Consider the following 22087-nt stretch of genomic DNA (forward strand, 5'->3'; position numbering starts at 1 on the left):
CACCTTTGCCGCCTCGGGCTGGTCGGGCATGCGTCTACGTGTGGGCGACGTCGAGGTATCCGTCGGCAAGGACGCGCCACCCCCGGAAGCGCCATCCCGAGCCGCGTCCGCACTCGCCCCCGCCGACCGGACGGTTCCCCCCGACCCGCCCGTTCCCGCTGGTCGAGTAGCTTCCGAGCCGCTAGGCGAGGCAGCGTATCGAGACCCCGCCCCCGCCCCCGCTGGTCGAGTAGCTTCCGCTCCGTCCGTTTCCGCTGGTCGAGTAGCTTCCGAGCCGCTAGGCGAGGCAGCGTATCGAGACCCCCCCGCCCCCGACCTCACCGGCGCCGTCCCGGTCACATCCCCGACCGTGGGAGCCTTCTGGGCCGCGCCCGATCCCGGCTCACCCCCGTTCGTGGAGGTGGGTTCGCACGTCGCCGCAGGCGATCAACTGGCGATCGTCGAAGTGATGAAACTGATGAACCCGGTCGTCTCCCCGGCGTCCGGCGAGGTGGTCGCGATCAAGGCGGTAAACGCCGAGATGGTGGAGTACGGTCAGCCCCTCTTCCTGATTCGTCCCGATGAGTAGTCCGCAAGCCCTCGTCGACGACCCGGCCGTCGCGCGCCCGGCGGGTACAGCGGTCGGATCGGTGCTGCGGCGGGTGCTGATCGCCAACCGCGGGGAGATCGCCGTCCGGGTTGTCCGTGCCTGTCGCGCACTGGGTCTCGAGAGCGTGGTGGTGGTCTCGGAGGCCGACCGCGACGGGATGGCTGCACGGGTCGCCGATCGGGCGGTCTGCATCGGACCGGCAGCGGCCACGGCCAGCTACCTCAACCGGGATGCGGTGCTGGCCGCCGCACTCGGCTCCGGATGCGACGCCGTGCATCCCGGCTACGGATTCCTCTCCGAGAACCCCGATTTCGCGCGAGAATGCGTCGCCGAGGGGCTGACGTTCATCGGTCCGAATCCGCGGATCGTCTCCGGTACCGGCGACAAGTCGGTTGCCCGCGAGATCGCCGCGAACGCGGGAGTGCCGGTGTTGTCCGGCTCCGACGTCACCACGAGCCCGGACGCCGCGGCAACAGCCGCTCTGCGGATCGGGTTCCCGGTGCTCATCAAGGCGGTCGCGGGCGGCGGCGGACGGGGTATGTCCGTGGTCACCGATGAGGTCGAGCTGCGCCGAAAGCTGCCCACCGCAGTGGCGGAGGCCACGGCGGCCTTCGGGGACGGACGGATCTACGTCGAGAAGTTCATCGGCCGCGCACGGCACATCGAGGTGCAGGTGATCGGTGACAAGCACGGCAACGTCGTGCATGTCGGCGAACGGGACTGCAGCGCCCAGCGTCGACACCAGAAGGTCATCGAGGAATCGCCGGCCCCGGGCATCTCCGAACAGGTGCGGGCTGCGATCCACCGGGCCGCGATCCAGTTCGCGCGGGCGATCGAACTCGACAGCGCCGGCACGGTGGAGTTCGTCTACGACGCCGACACCGAAGAGTTCGCCTTTCTGGAGTTCAATGCCCGCATCCAGGTGGAACATCCGGTCTCCGAAGCGGTTTCGGGCATCGATCTGGTGGCCGAGCAGATTCGTGTCGCCGCGGGGTTACCGCTGTCGTTCACACAGGACGATGTGCGTTCGGTAGGACATGCCATCGAGGCCAGGCTCATGGCCGAATCGCCGGAACGCGGCTTCGCGCCCACCCCCGGAACCATCCGAACCTGGTGCCCGCCGTCCGGGAAGGGCATCCGCGTCGACTCGCACTGCTACTCCGGTTCCGTCGTGAGCCCCTTCTATGACTCGCTGATCGCCAAGATCATTGCGTACGCGCCGACACGGGACGAGGCAGCCGACAAACTGGTCGCCGCGCTGCGCGAACTCGTCGTCGACGGCACCGACACCACGGCCGGATTCAATCGATACATCCTTGCCCACGACATCTTTCGCACGGCTTCGGTGACCACCCGCTGGATAGACCAGGTGGGCGCCGACGAATACCGCAGCATCCATGAGGAGACGACATGAGCACATACCTCGACTGTGCCGACCGTGCGGTCGGCGGCAGGCGCACCATCGACGTCATCGACCAGACCCTGCGCGATGGTCCGCAGAGCTGGTGGGGGATGCGGATGACCAAATCGATGGGTCTGCCCATCGCGGGTGAGCTCGACCGCACGGGCTTCCACACCATCGACCTGGTCGGCAGCTCGATCTTCGAAGTCCTGGTGCGCCACTGCAAAGAGGACCCGTGGGATCAGCTGATCACCCTGTCGGGAGCGATGCCGCGCACCACCGTCCGTGCGGGCACACGCAGCAACGGAATCGTCACATTCGGGCTCACCGCGGACAGTGTCATGGACCTGTGGATCGAGCGGCTGTGCGCTCACGGGATCGGAAGCTTCTGGATCTACGACGGACTGTTCAACACGGACAAGATCGCCCGGCTGACCAAGGTCGCGCAATCCAACGGCGCACAAGCCATACCGTGTATCCTGTTTGCCGACAGTCCTTTCCACACCGACGAGTACTACGCCGGCAAGACCCGGGAACTGGTGGCGCTCGGTGCCGACGGCATCGAACTCGAGGACGCCGCCGGTCTGCTCACCCCCGAACGGGCCCGCTCCCTGATCACGGCGATCAAGAAGGAGGCCGGCGATCTCCCGGTCGAGGCCCACTTCCACTCGAACAACGCGCTGTCGCCGCTCAACTATCTGGAAGCGGTGCTGGCCGGTGCGGACCGGGTACACACCGCGAGCAGGCCACTCGCCGCCGGTGTGTCGTTGCCCTCCACCGAGAACACCATCGCGAATCTGCGGTACGCCGGGTTCGACGTGAACCTCGACGACTCGCGACTGGCGGCCGTCGAGCAGCACCTGCTGAACGTGGCCAAGATCGACGATCTGCCGGTCGGCAAGCCCGCCGAGTTCTCGCTGTTCCAGTACCGGCATCAACTCCCCGGCGGCATGGCCGGAACCTTCAAGGCGCAGCTCAAGGACCGCGGGATGGAGGACCGGTTCGAGGAGGTACTGGACGAGATGTCGCGGATTCGGCAGGAACTCGGCTACCCCGTGATGGCGACACCGTTCTCCCAGCTGGTCGGAACCCAGGCGGTGCTCAACGTCGTCACCGGCGACCGATACGCCGTCGTCCCCGACGAAGTCCTGCTCTACGCCAACCGGTTCTACGGCGAACCGGTGGCCCCGGTCGACCAGAATGTCCTCGACAAGATCATGGACAGCCCCAAGGCCAAGAGCTACACCGATTGGCAACCGCCGCAACCAGAGCTTTCCGAACTGCGTAACAAGTTCGGCGGCAACATCTCCGACGACGAACTCATCCTGCGGCTGCTGGTCCCCGAGCACGACATCGACGCGATGCGTTCGACCCCGCCTCGGCAGGTCGACTACTCGTTGACCAGTCGGGAGATGGCCAACATCCGCAAACTGATCTCCACGTCGGTGGGCGCCTATCTGCACGTCGAGTCGGGGGCCTTCGAGCTGACCCTGCACGGGGACCACTGATGACGACGGCGGTGGAGCGGTCTCAGCTCACCGAACGACCGAACAAGCGTCGCGGTGGAGCAGTGGCGGGCGGATTGACGGTGGCCGAATCGCGGCCGCAGGTCGTCGACGGCCTGCTGCGCGGCGCACGCTGCACCGCGTGCGCGCACGCGGTGAGTCAACCCGATGTGCCCTGGTGCCCGGTGTGTTTCGCCGCGATCACACCGTGCGGGTTCGCGCCTGCCGGCCGGGTGTGGTCGTCCACCACGGTTCATCTGCCGGTCGGTAGGTGGGCGGCGCCGTTCGGGCTCGCTTACATCGACGTCGACGACGGACCGCGGGTTCTGGTTCACGTGCAGGTGGAGCCGCTGCCGCGCGGCGGGGAGCGGGTCGAGTTCACCTCGACCCGGGACGGCGATCTCGTTCAGGCCGGACTGGACGACGGGGCGCGCGCATGAACGCCGACGTCGCGGTATGGGGAGTCGGCACCTCCGACTTCGGGGTGATGCCGGACCGTCGGGTGGAATCCCTGGCCTGGCAGGCGGTTGCCGAGGCGATTCGCGACGCCGGCGTGACTCCACACGACGTCGACGCGATCATCGTCGGTTCCGTGTTCGGACCGCCCGGCGTCGCGACCCGGATCCAGCGGGGGCTCGGGATCGGTGCCGTGCCGATGTGGACCATCGAGAATGCCTGTGCCAGTGGCACAAGCGCTTACCACGAGGCGGTCACCGCCGTCGACCAGGGGCGGTTCCGGTGCGTGCTGGTGATCGGTGTCGAGCAGATGTCGACGCTGTTCACCGGCGCGATCGTGCCCGAGGCCACCGATCCGGAAGGCGCCACCGGACTCCCGCTACCCGGCCTCTACGCCCTGACCGCCGCCCGCTACATGGATGTGCACGGTCTCACCGTCGAGCAACTGGCCGCGGTGGCGGTGAAGAACAAGACGAACGGGATGGACAACCCGCGAGCACATCTCCGCAAGGAGCCGCCGACCATCTCGTCGGTACTGGCGTCGCGGCCGATCGCCGATCCCCTCACGATGCTGCAGTGCTGTCCCACCACCGACGGCGCCGGCGCGGTCGTGGTGGGCGCCGGACGACGCACTGCCCGTGACGTTCTGGTCGAATCGTCGGCGATGGTATCGGGTCGGCCGTGGGACCAACGCAACGACGAGGTGTGGGGATTCTCGTGTGTCCGTCGTGCCGGCGAACAGGCACTCACCCAGGCCGGACGAAGCATGAGCGAGATCGATGTGCTCGAGGTACATGACGCCTTCACGATCGGTGAGATCACCACCCTCGAGGCGCTCGGCATGACCGACGTCGGTGCGGGTGGTGATCTGGCGGTGTCCGGGCACACGGCCCGGACCGGGGCGCAGCCGGTGAACCCCAGCGGTGGACTGCTGTCCCGCGGCCACCCGTTGGGTGCGACCGGGACAGCGCAACTGGCGGAGGTGGTCTGGCAACTCCGCGGCGACGCCGAGGCGCGACAAGTGGACAGGCACGACGTCGGCATTGTCGAGACGATGGGCGGTGGGGCCGCCGGCATGGACGGAAACGCCTGTGTCGTCACGGTTCTGTCGGTGTGAAGCGAGACGAGGAGATATGAGCGAATCCGAAGTGTTCACCGTGACCAATGACGGGCCTGCCGGTCTGTTGGGTTTCCGTCCCGTGGCCGACATTGCCACCGTCGATGGTCGACGGGTGCGGCCCGGGCTGCTCTACCGCAGCGCCACACCACAATTCGTCTCCGACGCCGACGCGCGCGAGTTCACCGCGACCACGGGTCTGAGAACCATCATCGACCTGCGACTCGCGCACGAGGCGGACACGGAGGGCAGTGGTGGATTCTCGGGAAACGGGGTGTCCATCGTGAGCATCCCCTTCGCCATCCGCAAGCCGGTCGCACCGGGCTCGGCCGTCGCGCCGATGACGGGCCCGGACCCACTCGTCGGCACCTACCTCAACTACCTGACCGACCCCTCCTCCTTCCGCGCGATCGTCGACAGCCTGATCGAACCGGGCGCACTTCCCGCGCTGGTGCATTGCACCGTGGGCAAGGACCGCACCGGGGTCGCCGTGGCAGTGCTGCTCGACGCCCTCGGCGCGCTGCGTTCCGACATCGCCGCGAACTACGCGGCGCGCAGCGAGGATGTCGGGACGATGATGGAGCGGCTCTTCCAGATGACGAGCTACGGCCCGGCGGCCGGCACGTACCCGGCCGAGGCCTATCACGCGGATCCGGCGACCCTCCTGCGCTTCCTGGGGTGGGTCGACCTCATCCACGGCGGTTCCCGGTGTTACCTCGAGTCGGCCGGTATCGGCGCGGAGCAACTCGAGACACTCGCCGACCGACTGCTGGTCTCGGGCGCGGAACCGAGAACGCACCAGATTCTGCGCAGCGCGATCGTGCCGGCGCCCGCCGACGAGGCATGGGAACTGGTCGGCGACACCGCAGGCGTCCACAACTGGGTTCCCGGACTTGCCGACACGGAGGTCAACGGCGACGTGCGTACGGCGACGTTCGACGACGGTACGCAGGCGCACGAACGGATCCTTGCGCACGATGATGCGACCCGGTCGTATTCGTACAGCTATCTCGACGGGCCGATCCCCCTCGACAGCTATGAATCCACCGTCGCCGTGGGTCCGCATCACGATGGGAGCGGGTCGATCGTCGTCTGGAACGCCACGCTGCAGGCGGCAGACGAGGTGGTACAGGCCGTCACGGCGCTGTACGACGCAGGGATGGCGAGACTGGGGGACATCCTGCGGTAGTGCCGGCCGTACCTCCGACGTCGACCCCGGCGATCACCCCGCGGGCGAGCGCGCCACAGCGAACCCGTCGACCACCGATCTGAGGGTGTCGCGCCAGACCGCATCGAAATCCTTCGGTGCGACGCCGCGCCAGAAGCCGGGACCGGCGGGGGGTCGCTGTGCGGCCAGCTCGGAGGCGGCCAATCCCTGGCAGGTGGCGTGGAACGCGAAGATGCAATCGGCGTCGCCGCGGGTCGGGTGGATGAGGCCGGCGTCACGGGCGCGGGATATCCAGGCGGCCAGTGCCTCATAGCTTGCAATCGCGGCCTCGACGACGCGTGCCTGTTTGAGCGCGTCCGGAGAGATCTCGTCGAAGGTCAGGCGGAACAATGCCGGACGGGTGGTGGCGAATGCGCGAAATCCCGCTGTCCCCGCACGGACGAGATCGGCGGCCGGATCGTCGGTGGGGACCAGCGCATTGACCCGGGTAGCGAGATCGCGGTAGCCGAACGCGGCCAGGGCATCGAGCATGCCCTGCTTGGACCCGAACAGGGCATAGACCGCTCGATGGCTGGTGTCGGCGGCGTCTGCCACCCCACGCACCGACAGTGCGGCCTGTCCCTGGGCGAACATGAGATCGGCAGCCACGGTGAGCAGGTGCTCGGCGGTGGTGTCGTCATGAATTTTCGGCCTACCCATGTTGACAGCGTAGCGGAACGGCGTAACGTAACGATGTACCGTAACAGTGCTACGAAAGGTCGGATCATGGGCACTCGGGTGGTCATCGTCGGGGGAAGTATCGCCGGGCTCGCCGTAGCGGCCACGCTTGCGCCGATGGCCGACGAGGTCGTCGTGGTGGAGCGTGCCGACGAGGCCGTCGGCAGTGTGGCGCCGCAGGGCATGCTCCCGCACGCCATGTGCCTGGCAGGCAGCGCGGTTCTCGAGGAGCTGTTCCACGGATTCCATCGCGCGTTGCTCGAGCATGGCGCCGCACCTGCCGGAGAGGACCTGACGCGCATGCCGGTGTACTGGCATGCCGCCGGCGTCGCGCGACGACAGCTGATCCTGCCCGATCTCGGTTTCCCGCGGGCGAAGTGCGGACGCCGGCTGATCGAGCCGGAACTGCGGCGCCGGGTTCGCGCCTTGCCGACGGTCACCATGGTCCGTGGAACTGTGAACCGTGGTGTCCGCGATGATGTCGGCCGGTTGGTCGGCGTCGGCATCAAGAACGGCCCGTCATTCGACGCCGACCTGGTCATCGACGCCACCGGACGCGCAGGGCACTTCCGTCGCGCTGTCGACGTTCCCGAACCGCCGATCACCGAGGTCGGTGTGGATCTCAAGTACACCGGGTTCGTCATCGAGCGGCGGCCCGACGACGCGGAGATCGGCGAGCTGATCCTGGTCCAGAACACGCCGACGCTGCCACGCATCGGTGGACTCCTCCCGATGGATGCGCAGCGCTGGCAGGTCATCCTCGGCGGCTACTTCGGTGACAGCCCGCCCACGGATCCGGAAGGTGCCCAACGGTTTGCCCGGACCCTCGCGGATCCCGTCGTCGCGCCCTTCCTGCAACGCCCGTTCCTCGAGGAACCCCGCCGCTACACCTTCCGATCGAGCCTGCGCCACCACTGGGACTCTGTTCGCACGCCCGGCTACGTGGCGGTCGGCGATGCGGTCGCCAGCTTCAACCCCATCTACGGCCAGGGCATGAGTTCTGCGCTGCTGCAGGCGAAAGCGCTAGGGGACGAGCTGTCACGCGGTGTCACGCCCGGTGCCGAAGAACGGATCGCCGCACGGCTGAACGCAGTCGTGAACAATCCGTGGACGGTCGCCACGGGAGGAGATTTCGTCTACCCGACCACGCGTGGTCGTCGCCCGCCTGGCCATCGGATGGTGGCGAAGTACATCGAGCGGGTGATGCGGGCGTCGGCGGCCGATGATCGGGTCAATGCCGCTTGGACGGCAGTCCAGCAGCTTGTTGCCCCGCCCGCCTCCCTCTTTCGGCCGGCGATCGTCGGTCGGGTGCTCGCACGCCGGGAAAGTGGACTGCACATCGCCACATCTGACCCCGTGAACTGCTCAGTCCAGAGATGAGACGCTAGCCTGGACGTATGCGACGGACCTCATTCGAGAACTGGCCGTGCTCGGTGGCACGCACGATGGACGTCGTCGGCGACTCCTGGACCGTGTTGGTGCTGCGCGAGGTGTTCTACGGTATCCGACGGTTCGACGACATCCAGCGTGAACTCGGGATTGCGCGGAACACCCTCGTCGATCGACTGACGCGGCTGGTGGAGGCCGGTGTGCTGGAGCGACGCGAGTACCAGGCCGAGCCGCGGCGCCACGAGTACGTCCTCACGCCCAAGGGTGCCGACCTGTGGGGCGTGCTCCTGGCCATCACCGGATGGGGCGATCGCTGGATGGCCGATGAAGCGGGTCCGCCGGTCACCCTGCACCACACCGCCTGCGGACACGACACCGGCGTCGCGGTGGTGTGCGAGTACTGCGGCGAACCGATCCCGATCGAGGAATCCCGCATGCGTATGGGACCCGGATACCCCGATCACCTGCGCGAGCGTCCGGACATCGTCGAGCGTTTTCGCCGTGCGGGAACCGATCCAGGGTAGGCGTTGACCACCTAAGTCTTATTATGAGACGATGCAACTCACGATGATGTGAGGAAGGTGGTCCCGTCATGGAATGGACCGGAGTGCGCTATGCCGACGGCCCGACGGTCGAGGTGGACACGTGGATCGATGCGCCGCCGGAGGTCGTGTGGGACATCGTCACCGATGTGACCGTGATGCCCGAGATGAGCGATGAGCTCGCCGAGGCAGCGTGGACCGATCCGACGAGACCACCCGGCGTGGGCAGCACGTTCGTCGGCACCAGCAGGCACGACGCACTCGGGCAATGGTCGACGACCTCGCACGTCGTCGAATGGGACCCGGCCCGGCGTTTTGCCTGGGCGGTCGAGGACGCCGACACCCCGTCGTCACTGTGGCGGTTCACCCTTGACGCGGAGGACGGCGGAACGACGCTGCGACAGTGGATGCGGTTCGGGCCGGGTCGTTCGGGTCTGTCGTTCGCGATCGACGCGATGCCCGACAAGGAGCAGAAGATCGTGTTCGTGCGGATGCGTGAGTTCGAGAAAGCGATGTCGCGCACCGTTGCCGACATCAAGCGCCGCGCCGAGGCGGTGGACTGATGCGCAGCGCGACCACCGTCGAGGTATCTCAGTCACGTTCTGAGACAATCGATTTCGTCCTCGAGGCCGAGCGTCTGGGGTTGGATGTGTGCTGGGTGGCCGAGGCCTGGGGATCGGACGCCCCGTCGGTGCTGGGCTATCTCGCGGCCCGCACCGATCGGTTGACGCTCGGCTCGGGCGTGATCCAGATCGGTACCCGCACCCCGGTGGCGATCGCACAGGCCGCGCTGACGCTCGCAGATCTGAGTGACGGACGTTTCGTGCTGGGACTGGGAGCCTCAGGGCCGCAGGTGATCTCCGGGTTGCACGGTGTCGCGTTCGACCGTCCACTGCGGCGGATGCGGGAGGCGGTCGAGGTGATCCGGCAGGTGTTCGCCGGTGACAAGGTGAGCTATCAGGGCCAGACCGTGACGATCCCGGCCGACGACTCGACCAGGCCGATGCGCCTGTCGATGGCGCCGAATCCGGACATCCCCATCTACCTGGCCTCCCTGTCGCCGAAGATGCTCGAGCTGACCGGTGCGATCGCCGATGGCTGGCTCGGCACCAGCTTCGTACCCGAAGGTGCCGACGCCTACTTCGATCACCTCGATGCGGGACTGGCATCGGCCGGACGGGTCCGCGCCGATCTCGACATCTGCCAGGGCGCGGAGATCGCGGTGTTCGACGACGAGGACGAGCTGGCGCGCCACATCGCCGGTCGTAAGGGCGAACTCGCATTCAGCCTGGGCGGTATGGGATCTGCGTCGACGAACTTCTACAACGCGGCCTATTCGCGGCAGGGCTGGGCCGACGTCGCCGATGAGGTCCGTGCCCGCTGGCAGCAGGGCGACCGGGCCGGCGCCGCCGCACTCATCACCGACGACATGGTGCTGGCCACCACGCTGATCGGGACTCGTGCGATGGTGCGCCGACGTCTGCAGGTCTGGCAGGAGACCGGCGTCGACACGGTCCGGATGTATCCGGCGGGGGAGACCGTCGGGGAGCGCCTGGACAACCTCGCCATCGGCCTCGAGATGATCGCCGAGACCGGTTCGGCCACCACCGCGTCGGCCCGGCGGTAGATTCAGATGCATGCTCGATCACGTCGCACTCCAGTGCGCTGACGTCGCCGGCGCCACCGACTTCTACACAACCGTGTTCGCTGCCATCGGCGTCACCGAGGCGATGCGCTTCGAGAACGACGGAGGAGTCGTCGTCGGGCTCGCCGGGCCGGACGGCTTTCCGAAGCTGTGGCTCGGTCCACTCGTCGACCCCGGCGATCGCCCGATCCACCTCGCCTTGACCGCACCCACCAGGGCCGCCGTCGACGACGTGTTCGCGGCCGCCCGCACGGCCGGCGCGATCATCTTGCACGAGCCGCGCGAATGGCCCGAGTATCACCCGGGCTACTACGGGGTGTTCTTCCGCGACCTGGACGGCAACAACGTCGAGGCCGTCTGCCACGGATTCGAGGGGTGAAACGGGCGGATCGGGAAGTATGGGGGGCCGTCGCATAGCGACCTCTCAGCTGCACTTGACCCCGCAGCCAGCTTGGGTGGGCACCATCGAGGGTGTCGAGCCCACAGACGATGTCGGGCTCGTCCAGACCACAAGAGCTGGATGCGGCAGAGACGCCGGGCAGACCGCGACCCACCGCCGCTGAGGGGCCACACGCTTACCGAACCGTCGGTGAGTCGGGGTGTGCCGGTGACCTGAACGCGCTCGAGCTCATGCCATGTGGCCCCGTCGCAGACCTCGTGTCGCGGCGGGGTCGCAGACTTCAGTCGGCCACCTTCCGGCTCTCCGCCTGCCACGTCACGGTCACCGGCACCTCGTCATCCCACGGCTGTCTGGTGACGAGATCGGCGACCTGGACAAATCCTCGTTCGAACTCGCCGATCGCCGGGTCCACGAGCCGGTACTGCTGGGTCTGCCGATGAGCCGGCTGCGCGTCGAGTAACACGATCCGGACCTCGCCCGGCTCGAACCGGCACCGGCGCTGTAGCGAGGCGATCAACTGCTCATTGGACAGGTGGCCGTCGCCGAAGTTCCAGCCCATCGCGGTGCTGCAGATCCGCTCACCGTCGGTCAACACGTACTCCTGCTCAGGATTGCCGCGCATCGCCCGATGCGCCAACGTGAACAGCGCCCGACCATGACTGTTGAACGCGCGGAACGCATATCCCATGTACAGCGGGATCTGCGCGGCCTCGGGGCTGCCGTAGAACCGTTCGAGTTGCGCGGCGGGCATCGACGCGATCGCTACGATGTCCTTCTCGATCTTCGCCGAGGCCGACGGCTTCACACACCACAGCGAGGTGTCCCAGTTTCCCGCGTAGTAGCGCATACCAGGCAGGAACGAGACCTTGCGCGGCATCAGGTTTCCGATCACCACGGTGCCGGCGGACACGAGGAACAACACGATGGGCCACATCGACTGCAGGTCGGTCAGCCCCAGATCGGCATGCCCGACGAACAGGGTGACGACCCCGAACATCATGAAGACGTTCCACTCCAACGGAACACCCATCGGGATCGACGACAGGATGCCGCAGTGGAAGACCACCATGATGATCGCCGCGACCGCCGTCAGCCACCCACCATGGGAGAAGAACAGCACGATCGGCACGAGACCCTCGACGGCAGTGGAGAAATGCGCGATCCATCGGGATCGCCGACCGGGTCGCAGGTCGTCGGGGAAGTTCTCGAAGAACTTGCGCTTGACCTTGGGGGAGCGCCAGATCGGGTTGTTCGACATCATCGTCGCGATGACGAACGGGAAATGTTTGTTGAGCTTCGACGTCGCCGCACCCATCCAGATGCACAGGAAGATCAGTTTGGCGCCGATGATCATGTCGACACCGGTGAACAGGAACGTCACCGTCAGCGCGGCGTACACCTCGCCGCGGGCGGCGAGAAAGATAGTCTTGTCGCGCAGGCCCAGGACCGCCAGGAGAGCCAGGACGGTCCAGATCTGCCACACCGGCAGCACTCCGACCGTGGTGTCCAGCGCGGGAATCGGGCCCGTCCCGGGGGTGAACAGCGCGACCACCAGCATCACCAGGAACGCCGCGTACAGTGCGACGTCGACGACCTGACGGGAATCGCCGCGGGTGAGCGGGACGCGGCCGGGCCAGGGCGGCTGGCGGATGGTCTGCGGGCGAAGCCAATACAGGATCGACCCCAACGGCGGGAAGAAGCGGTTGTTCAGCGGCCCGAACCCGCAACCGAGGCCGACGACCTCGAACAGCATCGTGTACAGCACGACCTTCTGGAAGACGATCGGCTCGTTGTACCAGGCGGCGACGTCGAAGAAGCCGTCGATACCCGGTGTGGAGATGACGATCGCCCAGCCCACGAGGATGTAGGCCACGATCTTGCCGACATAGAACAGATGCAGTGCGACCGGGGTGCCGAAGCCGACCTCGGCCCAGTGCCGGGCCATCGGCCGGATCTTCTCCGCCCGACTGCCCTGACTCCAGGTCGGGAAGTCGATCTGGGGGGTGGTCTGTTTCAGGAATCCCACCGTTGCGAACCTAGCAAACCAAGCTAGTGCTTGGTAGGGGTTCCGACGGTACCGTTCCGTCTACTCGAAGTCGATCTCCACGTCAGCGCTCGTCGGGGTCGACTGGCAGGTCAGCAGGTACCCGTCGGCCGCATCCTCCGGTTCGAGGGCGATGCCGTCGCCGCGGTCGACCTCGCCCGACACCAACCGGGCCACACACGATCCGCAGTCGCCTTCTCGGCAGGAGTACGGTGCATCCACATCGGCGGCCAGCATGGCGTCGAGCAGTTTGGTGTTCTCCGGACATGTCACCGTGTACGTTGTGCCGTCCAGTCGAGCCGTGACCGTGGCGCATGCGGCGTCCTCGCCTGCCGGCGCGGTGTCGAGCGTGAACGGATCACCGGTCAGCGACACATAGCGTTCGACGTGCACGTGGTGGTGGTCGGCGCCGGTGGCGGCGAGGGCGCCTTCGACGAGGTCCATGAACGGGGCCGGGCCGCAGATGAAGGCCTCGTCGCCGTCGGCGATCGTGCAGTGTTCACCGACGGATTCCGCGGTGGGTAGTCCGCGCTCGTCCTCCAACCAATGCACCACCGTCAGCCGGTCCGGATACCGCCGGACGAGGTCGTCGAGGACGTCGCGGAAGATCACCGAGCAGGCGTCCCGGTTCGCATAGAAGAGGGTGACTCGGTTGCTGTGCTCGATAAGAGCCGCCTTGATGATCGACAGCACGGGGGTGATCCCGCTTCCGGCAGCGAACAGATGCAGATCGTGGTCCCACCCGTGCGGGGTGAACACCCCTGACGGCGCGAGCAGGTGCATCGTCATGCCGACGGTCGCGTTGTCGCACAACCAGTTCGATCCATATCCCTGGTGGGTGCGTTTCACCGTGATCGCCGGCCGCGGGTCGATACCGGGAGCCGTCGACAGCGAATAGCTGCGTGCGACGAATCCGGTGACCTCACTCGGGATGCGGATCGTCACGAATTGCCCGGGCCGGTAGTGATCGTGCCCGGGCCACTCGAAGGTGATGGTCCGCGCGTCGGCGGTCTCGTCCCGGACGTCGACGATGGTGGCATCGAGGCCGAGGGTGCGTGGTCGGACGGGTGCGGCAAGCTCGGTCATGACACGCGTTCCTCCGACGAGATCAGCGGAAGTGCTCGATACCACAACTGCCCCAGCGCATTTCCCAACTCGACGATCTCCTCGCGACGTGGTGTGCTGGCTGGTAGGCCCACGTGCACGTAGGCCATCTGCTCGGTCGCGCAGCCGAGGGTCTCGGCCAGCATGTGCTGGTCGCCGGCCTCGATCAGGCCCTGTTCGGCCAGCCGGTTCAGCCAGCGTTCGGTGCGCTTCACGAAGTCGCCGCGCAGGTTGAGCCAGAGCTGCTGGAATCCCTTGTTCTCGCTGGCGGCAGCTGCTTCACGCAGCAGGCGCAACATGTGCCGGTTGCGCGCATAGGCCTGTAGGTAGGTGGTGTTGACACCGATGAGTGACTCCAGTTCGCCGTGGGCATGGTCGGGCCGCAGCCGCGCCTTCGCGAGCTCTTCCAGCGACGGTTTGAGCGCTGCCAGGAAGATGTCGTCGAGCCCGGTGAAATGGCGATAGAAGTTGCCCTGAGCGGTGTTGGCCCGGTTGGTGATGTCGGAGATGCGGGTACGGGTGTAGCCGTACTCGGTGAAGCACTCCTCGGCCGCGCGGATCAACTTGTCGCGGGTCTGCTCGCCGCGGCGATTCGGCCGTTTGGGCGTCGCGCCGGTCTCCTCGACCAGGCCGGCGGCAGTGTAGATGGCGTCGATTCCGTCGGTCATCGTTGCTCCTTCGAACCTCAGTGGAGGGATCAGGCGGGTAAGGCGTTGTGTCGGATCAAGGGTGCCAGCGCGTGATCGGAGGGAAGGTCGGGTGGCAGGTAGGTGAGCAGTTCGTCTACGTAAGTGTCTCTACGATCGGCACTCCCCGCCGCATCTCCCGCGTAGATCGTGCCGCTGCTGCCGTCGACGGTCACGGTCTGCCCGGCCAGGGTGGTGGTCAACCCGGAACCGCAGCCGACCACACATGGCAGCCCGATCTCGCGACAGACCAGCGCCGCGTGCGAGGTGGTTCCGCCGACCTCGGTGACCACCGCAACAGAATCGAACATGGCCGGGACATCGGCGGGAGATGTGGACGGTCGTACCAGAATGACCTTCTCCCCGCGCGCCGCCGCATCGCAGGCGTCGTCGGTGTCGGTGTACACCACGCCCACCGCGACGCCCGGACCCGCCGCGGTGCCCCGAGCCAGCACGGCGGCGTCGGATGCCACCGCCGACTCGTTCGCCAGCACCTGCGCATGGTCCGCACTGATCCGTGACAGCGCTTCGGCACGGTCGATGAGACCCTCGCGGACAAGGTCGACGGCGACGCGCACGGCAGCGCGCGCCGATCTCTTCCCCGAGCGGCACTGCAGCATGTACAGCTTTCCGCTCTCGACGGTGAACTCGATGTCGACGAGGTCGCGGTGCTCGCGTTCCAGGACGGTGGCGATCTCCTGCAACCGATCGAACAGTTCTGGTGCGTGACTGCCGAACTCGCTGATGGACTCCGGGGTGCGCTCACCGGACACCACGTCCTCGCCCTGCGCCTGCCTCAACCACTCACCGAACAGCGCGTGCTCGCCGGTGCTCGGGTCGCGGCTGAACACGACACCGGTGCCGGAACGGTCGTCGCGGTTACCGAAGACCATCGCCTGTACCGTCACCGCGGTGCCGCCGCCTGCGCCGAGGCCGTGCCGCTTACGGTAGGCGGTGACGCGCTCGTTGGTCCAGGATCGGAACACCGCGCCGATGGCCTCACGTAGCTGTTCGAGCGGATCGGCGGGCGGCATCGCGGTCCGGTCGCCGCGGACGATGTCCCCGAAACCGGTGCAGAAGCGCTCCCACGTGTCGTCGGCCCAGACGGGATCGCCGGTGGCCGCGCCGATCTCGTCGGCCAGTTCTCGGGTGAGCCCGAGGTTGAGCACGGTGTCCATCATGCCGGGCATGCTCTGCGCCGCCCCCGAACGGACCGAGACGAGCAGGGGGAACGGGCCCGTGCCGAACCGCCTCCCGGTCTCGGACTCCAGAGCGTGCAGATGCTCGAGCACGGTCTCCCAGACGTCGGTGGGTAGTGCACCGCCGTTCTCGTGAAAGCGTCCGCACACCGGGGTGGTCAGCGCGAACGCGGGCGGTACGGGCAGGCCCAGGGCGCGCATCTTGTTGACGCTGTACGCCTTGCCGCCCAGCAGGTCCCGGTCCGCGGGTGCGGTGCCGTCGAGGGTGACGACGTCGGGGGTGGTGGGGATCGGACTCATCGGGATAGTCCCTTCGTGGTGGGGGCCGTACGAGGTGAGGTCAGTGGGGCGGGCAGCAAGGCGGCGCGGATGGCGGTCAATCCGCCTTCGACGGGAAGGTCGACGCCGTTGATCCAGGCGGAGTCGACGGACAGCAGGAAGTCGACGGCGGCCGCGGACTCGGCGGCGGTGCCGTGTCGGCCCACATGGGCCGCGGACCGGGCGATCGCGTCGGCGCCCATCGAGGCCTCGAAGTCGACGAGGATCGGGGTCTCGGTCGGTCCCGGACTCACCGAGTTCGCCCGGATCTGGCGCAATTGCAGTGCAGCCGAGAGGGATACGGTCCAGTCGACGACCGCGCGCTTGGAGGTGTCATAGGCGGCCGCGCCGTCGATTGGATGCTCGGCGAGCCAGTCGTCCAGACCCTCACGATCCGTGACATTCAGCAAGGCCGCGACCGCGTCGGACGGCAGTGTGTTGCGGTGTGCCGCAATCGAGGCGACATTGACGATGCTCGCGCCCGGACCCATCCGTTCGAGGACCCGGAAGGTGAGGGCACGCATGCCGAGGGTGTTGACCGCCAGCACGGTTCCCGCGGGGGCGGTCCCCGGTACGCCGGCCACGTTGGCGAGCGCGTCGACGTGATCGGGCAGGTGGAGATCGGTGATCGCGTCGAGATCCGACAGGTCGCAGGACGCGGATCGCACGCGGGTGTCCGGACATTCGGTGAGGTCGATGCCGAGGACATCCGCGTTCGGCTCTCGGTCCAGGATGCGCGTCACCAGCGCCAGCCCGATCCCGGATGCGGCGCCGGTCACCACATAGGTGCGGCCGCGGGCGTTGCTGCTCATGCCATCACCGCTTTGATCTCGGTGAACTCGGCGAGGCCGGTGGCGCCGAGTTCCCGTCCGTACCCGGAGTTCTTGACGCCGCCGAACGGTACGCCGGGCCGTTCCCGGGTCTTGACGCCGTTGATCTTGACCTGCCCGACGTCGAGTTGATCGGCGACCTCCACGGCGTGCTCCGCACTGGCCGACCACACCTCGGCCGAGAGTCCGTAGACGCAGTCGTTGGCCAGTTCGATCGCCTCGGCCACCGAGTCGTAGTACTGGACGACGAGCACCGGACCGAATATCTCCTCTCGGACGGTTCGGGCATCGGGCCCGAGGTCGGTGACGACCAGCGGGTCGACGAAGCACCGCGAGTCGCCGATCGCGACGCGCTCACCGCTTCCCGCGACGACCCGTGCGGTGTCTCGAGCGAGGGCCGCGTGCTCGAGCACACGCTCGGTCTGCCGCCGTGACGCCAACGGACCGTGGGTGGTGGACGTGTCGGTCGGGTCACCGAGCGTGACGGCGCTCAGCGTTTGCACCAATGTCGATTCCACGGTGAACGTGGCGGCACGCGGGGCGAGGATCCGGGTGGTGGCGTTGCAGGCCTGCCCCGAGTTGACCAGGCCACTGGCCAGAACCCGCGGCAGGACCGTCTCGAAGTCGGCGTCGGGCAACACCACCGCCGGCGACTTCCCGCCGAGTTCGAGAGTGGTGCGGGTCAGTGCGCCGGCGGCCGCGGCAGCGACGGACTTTCCCGCGCCGACGCTCCCGGTGAAGGAGACGTGGGCGATGCCGGGATGGCCGGCGAGCGCGGTGCCGGTCACCGGGCCGGTGCCGTTGACGATGCTGAACGCGGCTGCCGGAAGCCCGGCGTCGAGGAAGCATCGCCGGATGAGCTGGGCATCGAAGGGTGTGGCCTCGGACGGCTTGAGGACCACACTGCAGCCGGCGGCCAGCGCCGCGGCCACCTTGGCGACGATCTGGTGGACCGGCATGTTCCACGGGGTGATCGCGGCGACCACCCCGGCCGGTACCCGGTGCAGGGTCGCACCGTTCATCGGCTCGTCCCATGGGAACTGCTCTGCCGCATCGGCGATCGCGTTGAGGACCGCGACCGGCATCACCTGCTGCGTGGCGACAGCCAACGTCGTCGGCATACCCATCTCGGCGGTCACGGTGTCCGCCACCGACTGCCCGCGCGCCGTGAGGATCTCGGCGGTACGCCGCAGGACAGTGGCGCGGTCGGCGGCATCGACGGCTGACCACAACCGGAAACCCTTGTCGGCCAGCGCCACCGCCTCGTGGACCAGTGCCGCATCGGCCTCGTGCGTGACGCCGATGACGGTGTCCGTGTACGGGTTGACGACGGGGATCTCATCGCCGGTCCCGACCGTGCGGTCGACGATGTGTGCGGCCGGCGAGACCAGGCCGGCGGGTCGGGCACTCTGAACGCTGGTCATCCGCGCTGCCCGATGGTGACCGGCAGTGTCTTGATGCCACGGAAGAAGTTGCTCTGCAACCGGTTCGGCTCGCCCAGAACCTCGATCTGAAGGTTGCGCTCGATGATCCTGGTGAAGAACAGTCGGGCCTCCATCTTCGCCAGGTTGGAGCCCAGGCAGGCGTGCGCACCCCATCCGAACCCCAGGTGCTCGTTGGGGAAACGGTTGCCGATGAACGTTTCCGGGTCGTCGAAGACGCGGTCGTCACGGTTGGCCGAGCAGAACCACATGACGACCTTGTCGCCTGCGGAGATCTGTTTCCCGTGCATCTCGAGATCGCGTGTCGCGGTGCGCCGCATCGACAGCACCGGTGAGACCATCCGCACCATCTCCTCGACGACCACACGGATCTTCGCCGGGTTCTCCCGCATGAAATCCCACCACTGAGGATTCTCGGCAAGCAGATTCACGCCGCCGGACAGCAGGTTTCGCGTCGTCTCGTTGCCCGCGACCATCAGGATCAGGTAGTACGCGTCCAGGTACCCGCGCGAGAGCGGGACACCGTCGAGTTCGGCGGCGGTCAGCACGCTCACCAGGTCCTCGGCCGGGCACTCGCGGCGCAGTTCTCCAGGGCGCGGAAGTAGCCGAACACCTCGTCGCGCGCTGCGATCGCCGTCTGCGGCCCCTCGGAATAGTCGGGATCCTCGCTGGCCATCTGATTGGTCCAGCGCAGCAGGTTCGGGCAGTCCTGCAGCGGCGCGCCGAGCAGGCGGCCGATCATCACGAGCGGTAATTGCGACGAGACGTTGGCGACGAAGTCGATATCGGTGCGCCCGGTGGTGTCGTCGAGCAGACCGTCGATGACGGCGGCGATGTCCTTCTCCAAGGACTTGAGCTTCACCGGCCGCACATGGGGCGTGACGATGCCGCGCAACGGTCCGTGCTCCGGCGGGTCGACGTGGTGGATGCTGCGGGCGCCTTCCCCTTCGGCCCGTCTGCTGGCGATCTGAGTGCCCTGCGTGACGGTGAAATCCTCATGATTGGACGCGACCGCCTTGACGTCGTCGTAGCGGGTGACCGACCAGAACCCGGGGCCGTCGGGTTCGGCGTTCCAGTGCAGCGGGTCGTTGTCGCGCAGGTGGGCGAACAGCTCATGGTCGGTGCCGGCGGCGAAGGGCCGTAGGTCCATGAGGTCGATACTCTCGACGCTTGTCATCTCGGCTCCCGGGGTGATGCTCGGAGGAATCTGGTTTGCGACTGCCCTTTCACTAAATCATAGACTATGGTGTGCTGTGAACCACAAAAGTAAAACAATCTTGAACGCGTCACCACGAGGTACGGGCCTGGCGGGCCGGTCCCCAAAGTGACTGACCATTCGCAATTGGAGTGCCGTGTATCCACCAGCCATCGCCGCCGACCGACCCGACGCCGTCGCGTTCGTGATGGCCGGCTCCGGGCAGTCGATCACCTACCGCGAGCTCGACGAACGGTCGAATCAACTGGCCCACTTCTGGCGGGAGCACGGCGTCGCGGCCGGAGACACCGTGCTGATCGCGATGGAGAACAACATCCACTGGCCGGTTGTGATGGCAGCCGGCATGCGCAGCGGGCTGTATGTCACGCCGGTCAACTGGCATCTGAAGCCGGCCGAGCTGGCCGCCCTCTTCGACGAAGCGGCCCCGCGGGCGATCGTGACCAGCAGGACCGTGGCTGACGCCGTGGCCGAGGCCGTCGACGGCAGTCCCGCCACCTCCGCGGTCACGATCTGCGCCGACGGCCCTCATCCCGGCTTCGTGACCTTCGCCGACGCGCTGGCCGGGCAACCGGTCACCCCGATCGCCGATGAACTCCTCGGAGCGCGCGTCCTCTACAGCGGCGGCACCACCGGCCGGCCCAAGCGCTTCGCGCAAGACCTGCTCGGCGTGCACCCCGCCGACGCACCGCGGCGGCATTCCGGACTCGTCGACAAACTCGGTATCGATGCGGCCACGCGCCTGCTGTCTCCGGCACCCAACTATCACGCCGCCCCCTTCACCTTTGCGCTGATCACCCTCGCCGCCGGCGGAACAGTCGTATGCATGGAACGATTCGACGCCGCGGCCGCGATGACGGCGATCGTCCGACACCACGTCACCCACTCCCAATGGGTGCCGACGATGCTCGTGCGGCTACTGCGTCTGCCCGAACGGGAACGTGTCGAGCTGTCGCCGACCCATCGGGTGGCTGTCACCTCCGGTGCACCCTGCCCCGTGGATGTGAAGGACCAGATCCTCGACTGGTGGGGGCCGATCCTGCACGAGTACTACGGGGCTTCGGAAGGCTACGGGCACACGTATATCGGTCCCGACGAGGTCCGCAGTCACCCCGGATCGGTCGGGCGCCCCCTCGGCTCCACGCGCGTGCGCATCGTGGATGCGGACGGCGCGCCCGCAGTCGAGGGCGTACGCGGGCGAGTGTGCTTCGAGAGCACCACACCCCAGACCTACGACAGCGCCGGCAACACACCGGCCCTGCGCCAGATGGGTGACATCGGCTACCTCGACGACGGCTACCTGTATCTCGTCGGGCGCGAGGGATTCATGATCATCTCCGGCGGCGTGAACATCTATCCCGAGGAGATCGAAGAGGTACTGCTGAGTCACCCCGACGTGATCGACGTCGGCGTGATCGGCATCCCCGATGCGGAATTCGGTGAATCGGTGAAGGCCGTCGTCGAGACCCGCCCGGGCGTGGTGCTCACCGAGCGAGACCTCATCGAGTTCTGCCGGGGCCGTCTCGCACACTTCAAGGCACCACGCGTGGTGGAGTTCACCGACGACCTGCCTCGCCTGACCACCGGAAAGCTCGACAAGCGAAGTCTTACAGCACGTTTTGCACAAGGAGAGAGAGTATGACCACCACCACCGACAACGATCTCGTCGAAGTGATGCACGCCTTGCGGGTCAAGGGACTCACATCCGATGCCGTACTCGCCGCGATGACCGGACGTTCGGTCGACGACCTCGCGTCCGTCGTCGGCGAGATCGTGGACGCCGGTTGGGCCATGCGCCGTGAGGGCCGGATGGCAGGCACGATGCTCACCCCGGCCGGACGGGAGAAGTACGTGGAGTTGCGCGGCGAGCACGGCCTGGACGACACGCAGATCCGGGCGGTGACGGCATTGTACGAGGCATTCCTGCCCATCAACACCGACTTCAAACAGATCTGCGGCGCCTGGCAGATGCGCGACGACACCACCCCCAACGACCACACCGACGCCGACTACGACGCCTCGGTCGTCGGGGACCTGTCCGACCGACACCAACGGATCGTCGAGATCCTCACCACCGCATCAACCGACATGCCCCGCTGGGCCCGCTATCGCGACCGTCTGGACGATGCGCTGGCCAAGGTCCGCAACGGCGACAACGCCGCCTTCGCGCGGCCGATGTATGACAGTTACCACGACATCTGGATGGAACTGCACCAGGACCTCCTGCTCACCGTCGGCCGCGAACGCGGTTCCGACGACGAGTAGCCGCTCGCGTCCGGTTCGCCACCGCCCACCCCGACCCTCTCAGGCTCGGGGTGGGC

20 protein-coding genes and 1 pseudogene are annotated in these 22087 nt (G+C 67.2%); 13 read left to right on the top strand and 8 right to left on the bottom strand.

Annotated features, from left to right (window positions below; all coding sequences use genetic code 11):
• Nucleotides 1-28: 28 nt before the first annotated feature.
• Genes AC4AMJ_RS25320 through AC4AMJ_RS25345 form a run of 6 tightly spaced genes read left to right on the top strand, consistent with a single transcriptional unit; the run spans nt 29 to nt 6258 of the window.
• Entirely contained in the window at nt 29-568 is a 540-nt protein-coding gene (locus AC4AMJ_RS25320) for an acetyl-CoA carboxylase biotin carboxyl carrier protein (protein WP_489918511.1), read from the top strand.
• Nucleotides 561-2003 (top strand): acetyl-CoA carboxylase biotin carboxylase subunit, encoded by a 1443-nt coding sequence (locus AC4AMJ_RS25325; RefSeq protein WP_489915493.1) that lies wholly within the window; start codon nt 561-563, stop codon nt 2001-2003. Before AC4AMJ_RS25320 ends, AC4AMJ_RS25325 begins: the two co-directional genes overlap by 8 nt.
• Nucleotides 2000-3499, top strand: a complete 1500-nt coding sequence (locus tag AC4AMJ_RS25330) for a carboxyltransferase (protein WP_489898433.1) — start codon at nt 2000-2002, stop codon at nt 3497-3499. The genes AC4AMJ_RS25325 and AC4AMJ_RS25330 overlap by 4 nt, the downstream gene beginning before the upstream one ends.
• Nucleotides 3499-3936, top strand: a complete 438-nt coding sequence (locus tag AC4AMJ_RS25335; RefSeq protein WP_489898432.1) for a Zn-ribbon domain-containing OB-fold protein — start codon at nt 3499-3501, stop codon at nt 3934-3936. The genes AC4AMJ_RS25330 and AC4AMJ_RS25335 overlap by 1 nt, the downstream gene beginning before the upstream one ends.
• Nucleotides 3933-5069, top strand: coding sequence for a thiolase family protein (locus tag AC4AMJ_RS25340; protein ID WP_489898431.1), 1137 nt, complete (start codon nt 3933-3935; stop codon nt 5067-5069). Before AC4AMJ_RS25335 ends, AC4AMJ_RS25340 begins: the two co-directional genes overlap by 4 nt.
• Before the next feature lie 16 nt (nt 5070-5085).
• Nucleotides 5086-6258, top strand: a complete 1173-nt coding sequence (locus tag AC4AMJ_RS25345) for a tyrosine-protein phosphatase (protein ID WP_489915495.1) — start codon at nt 5086-5088, stop codon at nt 6256-6258.
• A gap of 33 nt (nt 6259-6291) precedes the next feature.
• Here AC4AMJ_RS25345 and AC4AMJ_RS25350 read toward each other — a convergent pair whose 3' ends face one another.
• A complete protein-coding gene (locus AC4AMJ_RS25350) occupies nt 6292-6936 on the bottom strand; it encodes a TetR/AcrR family transcriptional regulator (protein WP_489898429.1) in 645 nt (214 codons plus the stop codon).
• 66 nt (nt 6937-7002) lie between these two features.
• Here AC4AMJ_RS25350 and AC4AMJ_RS25355 point away from each other — a divergent pair, with 66 nt between their 5' ends.
• The 5 genes from AC4AMJ_RS25355 (at nt 7003) to AC4AMJ_RS25375 (ending at nt 10909) form a co-directional block, all read left to right on the top strand.
• Complete coding sequence (locus tag AC4AMJ_RS25355; protein WP_489915497.1) at nt 7003-8334, top strand: FAD-dependent oxidoreductase; 1332 nt, start codon at nt 7003-7005, stop codon at nt 8332-8334.
• 17 nt (nt 8335-8351) lie between these two features.
• Nucleotides 8352-8867: a winged helix-turn-helix transcriptional regulator gene (locus tag AC4AMJ_RS25360; protein ID WP_489898427.1), complete on the top strand. Its 516-nt coding sequence runs from the start codon at nt 8352-8354 to the stop codon at nt 8865-8867.
• 68 nt (nt 8868-8935) lie between these two features.
• Entirely contained in the window at nt 8936-9448 is a 513-nt protein-coding gene (locus AC4AMJ_RS25365) for an SRPBCC family protein (protein WP_489898426.1), read from the top strand.
• On the top strand, nt 9448-10512 hold the full coding sequence (locus tag AC4AMJ_RS25370) for an LLM class flavin-dependent oxidoreductase (protein WP_489915499.1): 1065 nt from the start codon (nt 9448-9450) through the stop codon (nt 10510-10512). Before AC4AMJ_RS25365 ends, AC4AMJ_RS25370 begins: the two co-directional genes overlap by 1 nt.
• A gap of 10 nt (nt 10513-10522) precedes the next feature.
• Nucleotides 10523-10909: a VOC family protein gene (locus AC4AMJ_RS25375; RefSeq protein ID WP_489915501.1), complete on the top strand. Its 387-nt coding sequence runs from the start codon at nt 10523-10525 to the stop codon at nt 10907-10909.
• A 301-nt stretch (nt 10910-11210) separates the two neighbouring features.
• Here AC4AMJ_RS25375 and AC4AMJ_RS25380 read toward each other — a convergent pair whose 3' ends face one another.
• The 7 genes and pseudogenes from AC4AMJ_RS25380 to AC4AMJ_RS25410 all read right to left on the bottom strand — a co-directional run bounded on the left by AC4AMJ_RS25380 (nt 11211) and on the right by AC4AMJ_RS25410 (nt 19730).
• Nucleotides 11211-12956, bottom strand: a complete 1746-nt coding sequence (locus AC4AMJ_RS25380; RefSeq protein WP_489915503.1) for a DUF3556 domain-containing protein — start codon at nt 12954-12956, stop codon at nt 11211-11213.
• Nucleotides 12957-13016: 60 nt separating this feature from the next.
• Nucleotides 13017-14060 (bottom strand): 2Fe-2S iron-sulfur cluster-binding protein, encoded by a 1044-nt coding sequence (locus AC4AMJ_RS25385; protein ID WP_489915505.1) that lies wholly within the window; start codon nt 14058-14060, stop codon nt 13017-13019.
• Complete coding sequence (locus AC4AMJ_RS25390) at nt 14057-14746, bottom strand: TetR/AcrR family transcriptional regulator (protein ID WP_489898421.1); 690 nt, start codon at nt 14744-14746, stop codon at nt 14057-14059. The genes AC4AMJ_RS25385 and AC4AMJ_RS25390 overlap by 4 nt, the downstream gene beginning before the upstream one ends.
• 29 nt (nt 14747-14775) lie before the next feature.
• On the bottom strand, nt 14776-16263 hold the full coding sequence (locus AC4AMJ_RS25395; RefSeq protein WP_489915507.1) for a pyruvate, phosphate dikinase: 1488 nt from the start codon (nt 16261-16263) through the stop codon (nt 14776-14778).
• Nucleotides 16260-17093, bottom strand: a complete 834-nt coding sequence (locus AC4AMJ_RS25400; RefSeq protein ID WP_489898419.1) for an SDR family oxidoreductase — start codon at nt 17091-17093, stop codon at nt 16260-16262. The genes AC4AMJ_RS25395 and AC4AMJ_RS25400 overlap by 4 nt, the downstream gene beginning before the upstream one ends.
• Complete coding sequence (locus AC4AMJ_RS25405; RefSeq protein WP_489915509.1) at nt 17090-18535, bottom strand: aldehyde dehydrogenase family protein; 1446 nt, start codon at nt 18533-18535, stop codon at nt 17090-17092. Before AC4AMJ_RS25405 ends, AC4AMJ_RS25400 begins: the two co-directional genes overlap by 4 nt.
• A pseudogene (locus AC4AMJ_RS25410) lies at nt 18532-19730 on the bottom strand (cytochrome P450). Before AC4AMJ_RS25410 ends, AC4AMJ_RS25405 begins: the two are co-directional and overlap by 4 nt.
• 175 nt (nt 19731-19905) lie before the next feature.
• Between AC4AMJ_RS25410 and AC4AMJ_RS25415 the strand changes: the two are divergent.
• Both AC4AMJ_RS25415 and AC4AMJ_RS25420 read left to right on the top strand, forming a co-directional pair.
• Entirely contained in the window at nt 19906-21408 is a 1503-nt protein-coding gene (locus AC4AMJ_RS25415; RefSeq protein ID WP_489915511.1) for an AMP-binding protein, read from the top strand.
• Entirely contained in the window at nt 21405-22031 is a 627-nt protein-coding gene (locus AC4AMJ_RS25420) for a MarR family transcriptional regulator (RefSeq protein WP_489915513.1), read from the top strand. The genes AC4AMJ_RS25415 and AC4AMJ_RS25420 overlap by 4 nt, the downstream gene beginning before the upstream one ends.
• The last annotated feature ends 56 nt before the right edge of the window (nt 22032-22087 follow it).

This window comes from Gordonia sp. LMA484 (genome assembly GCF_058129505.1).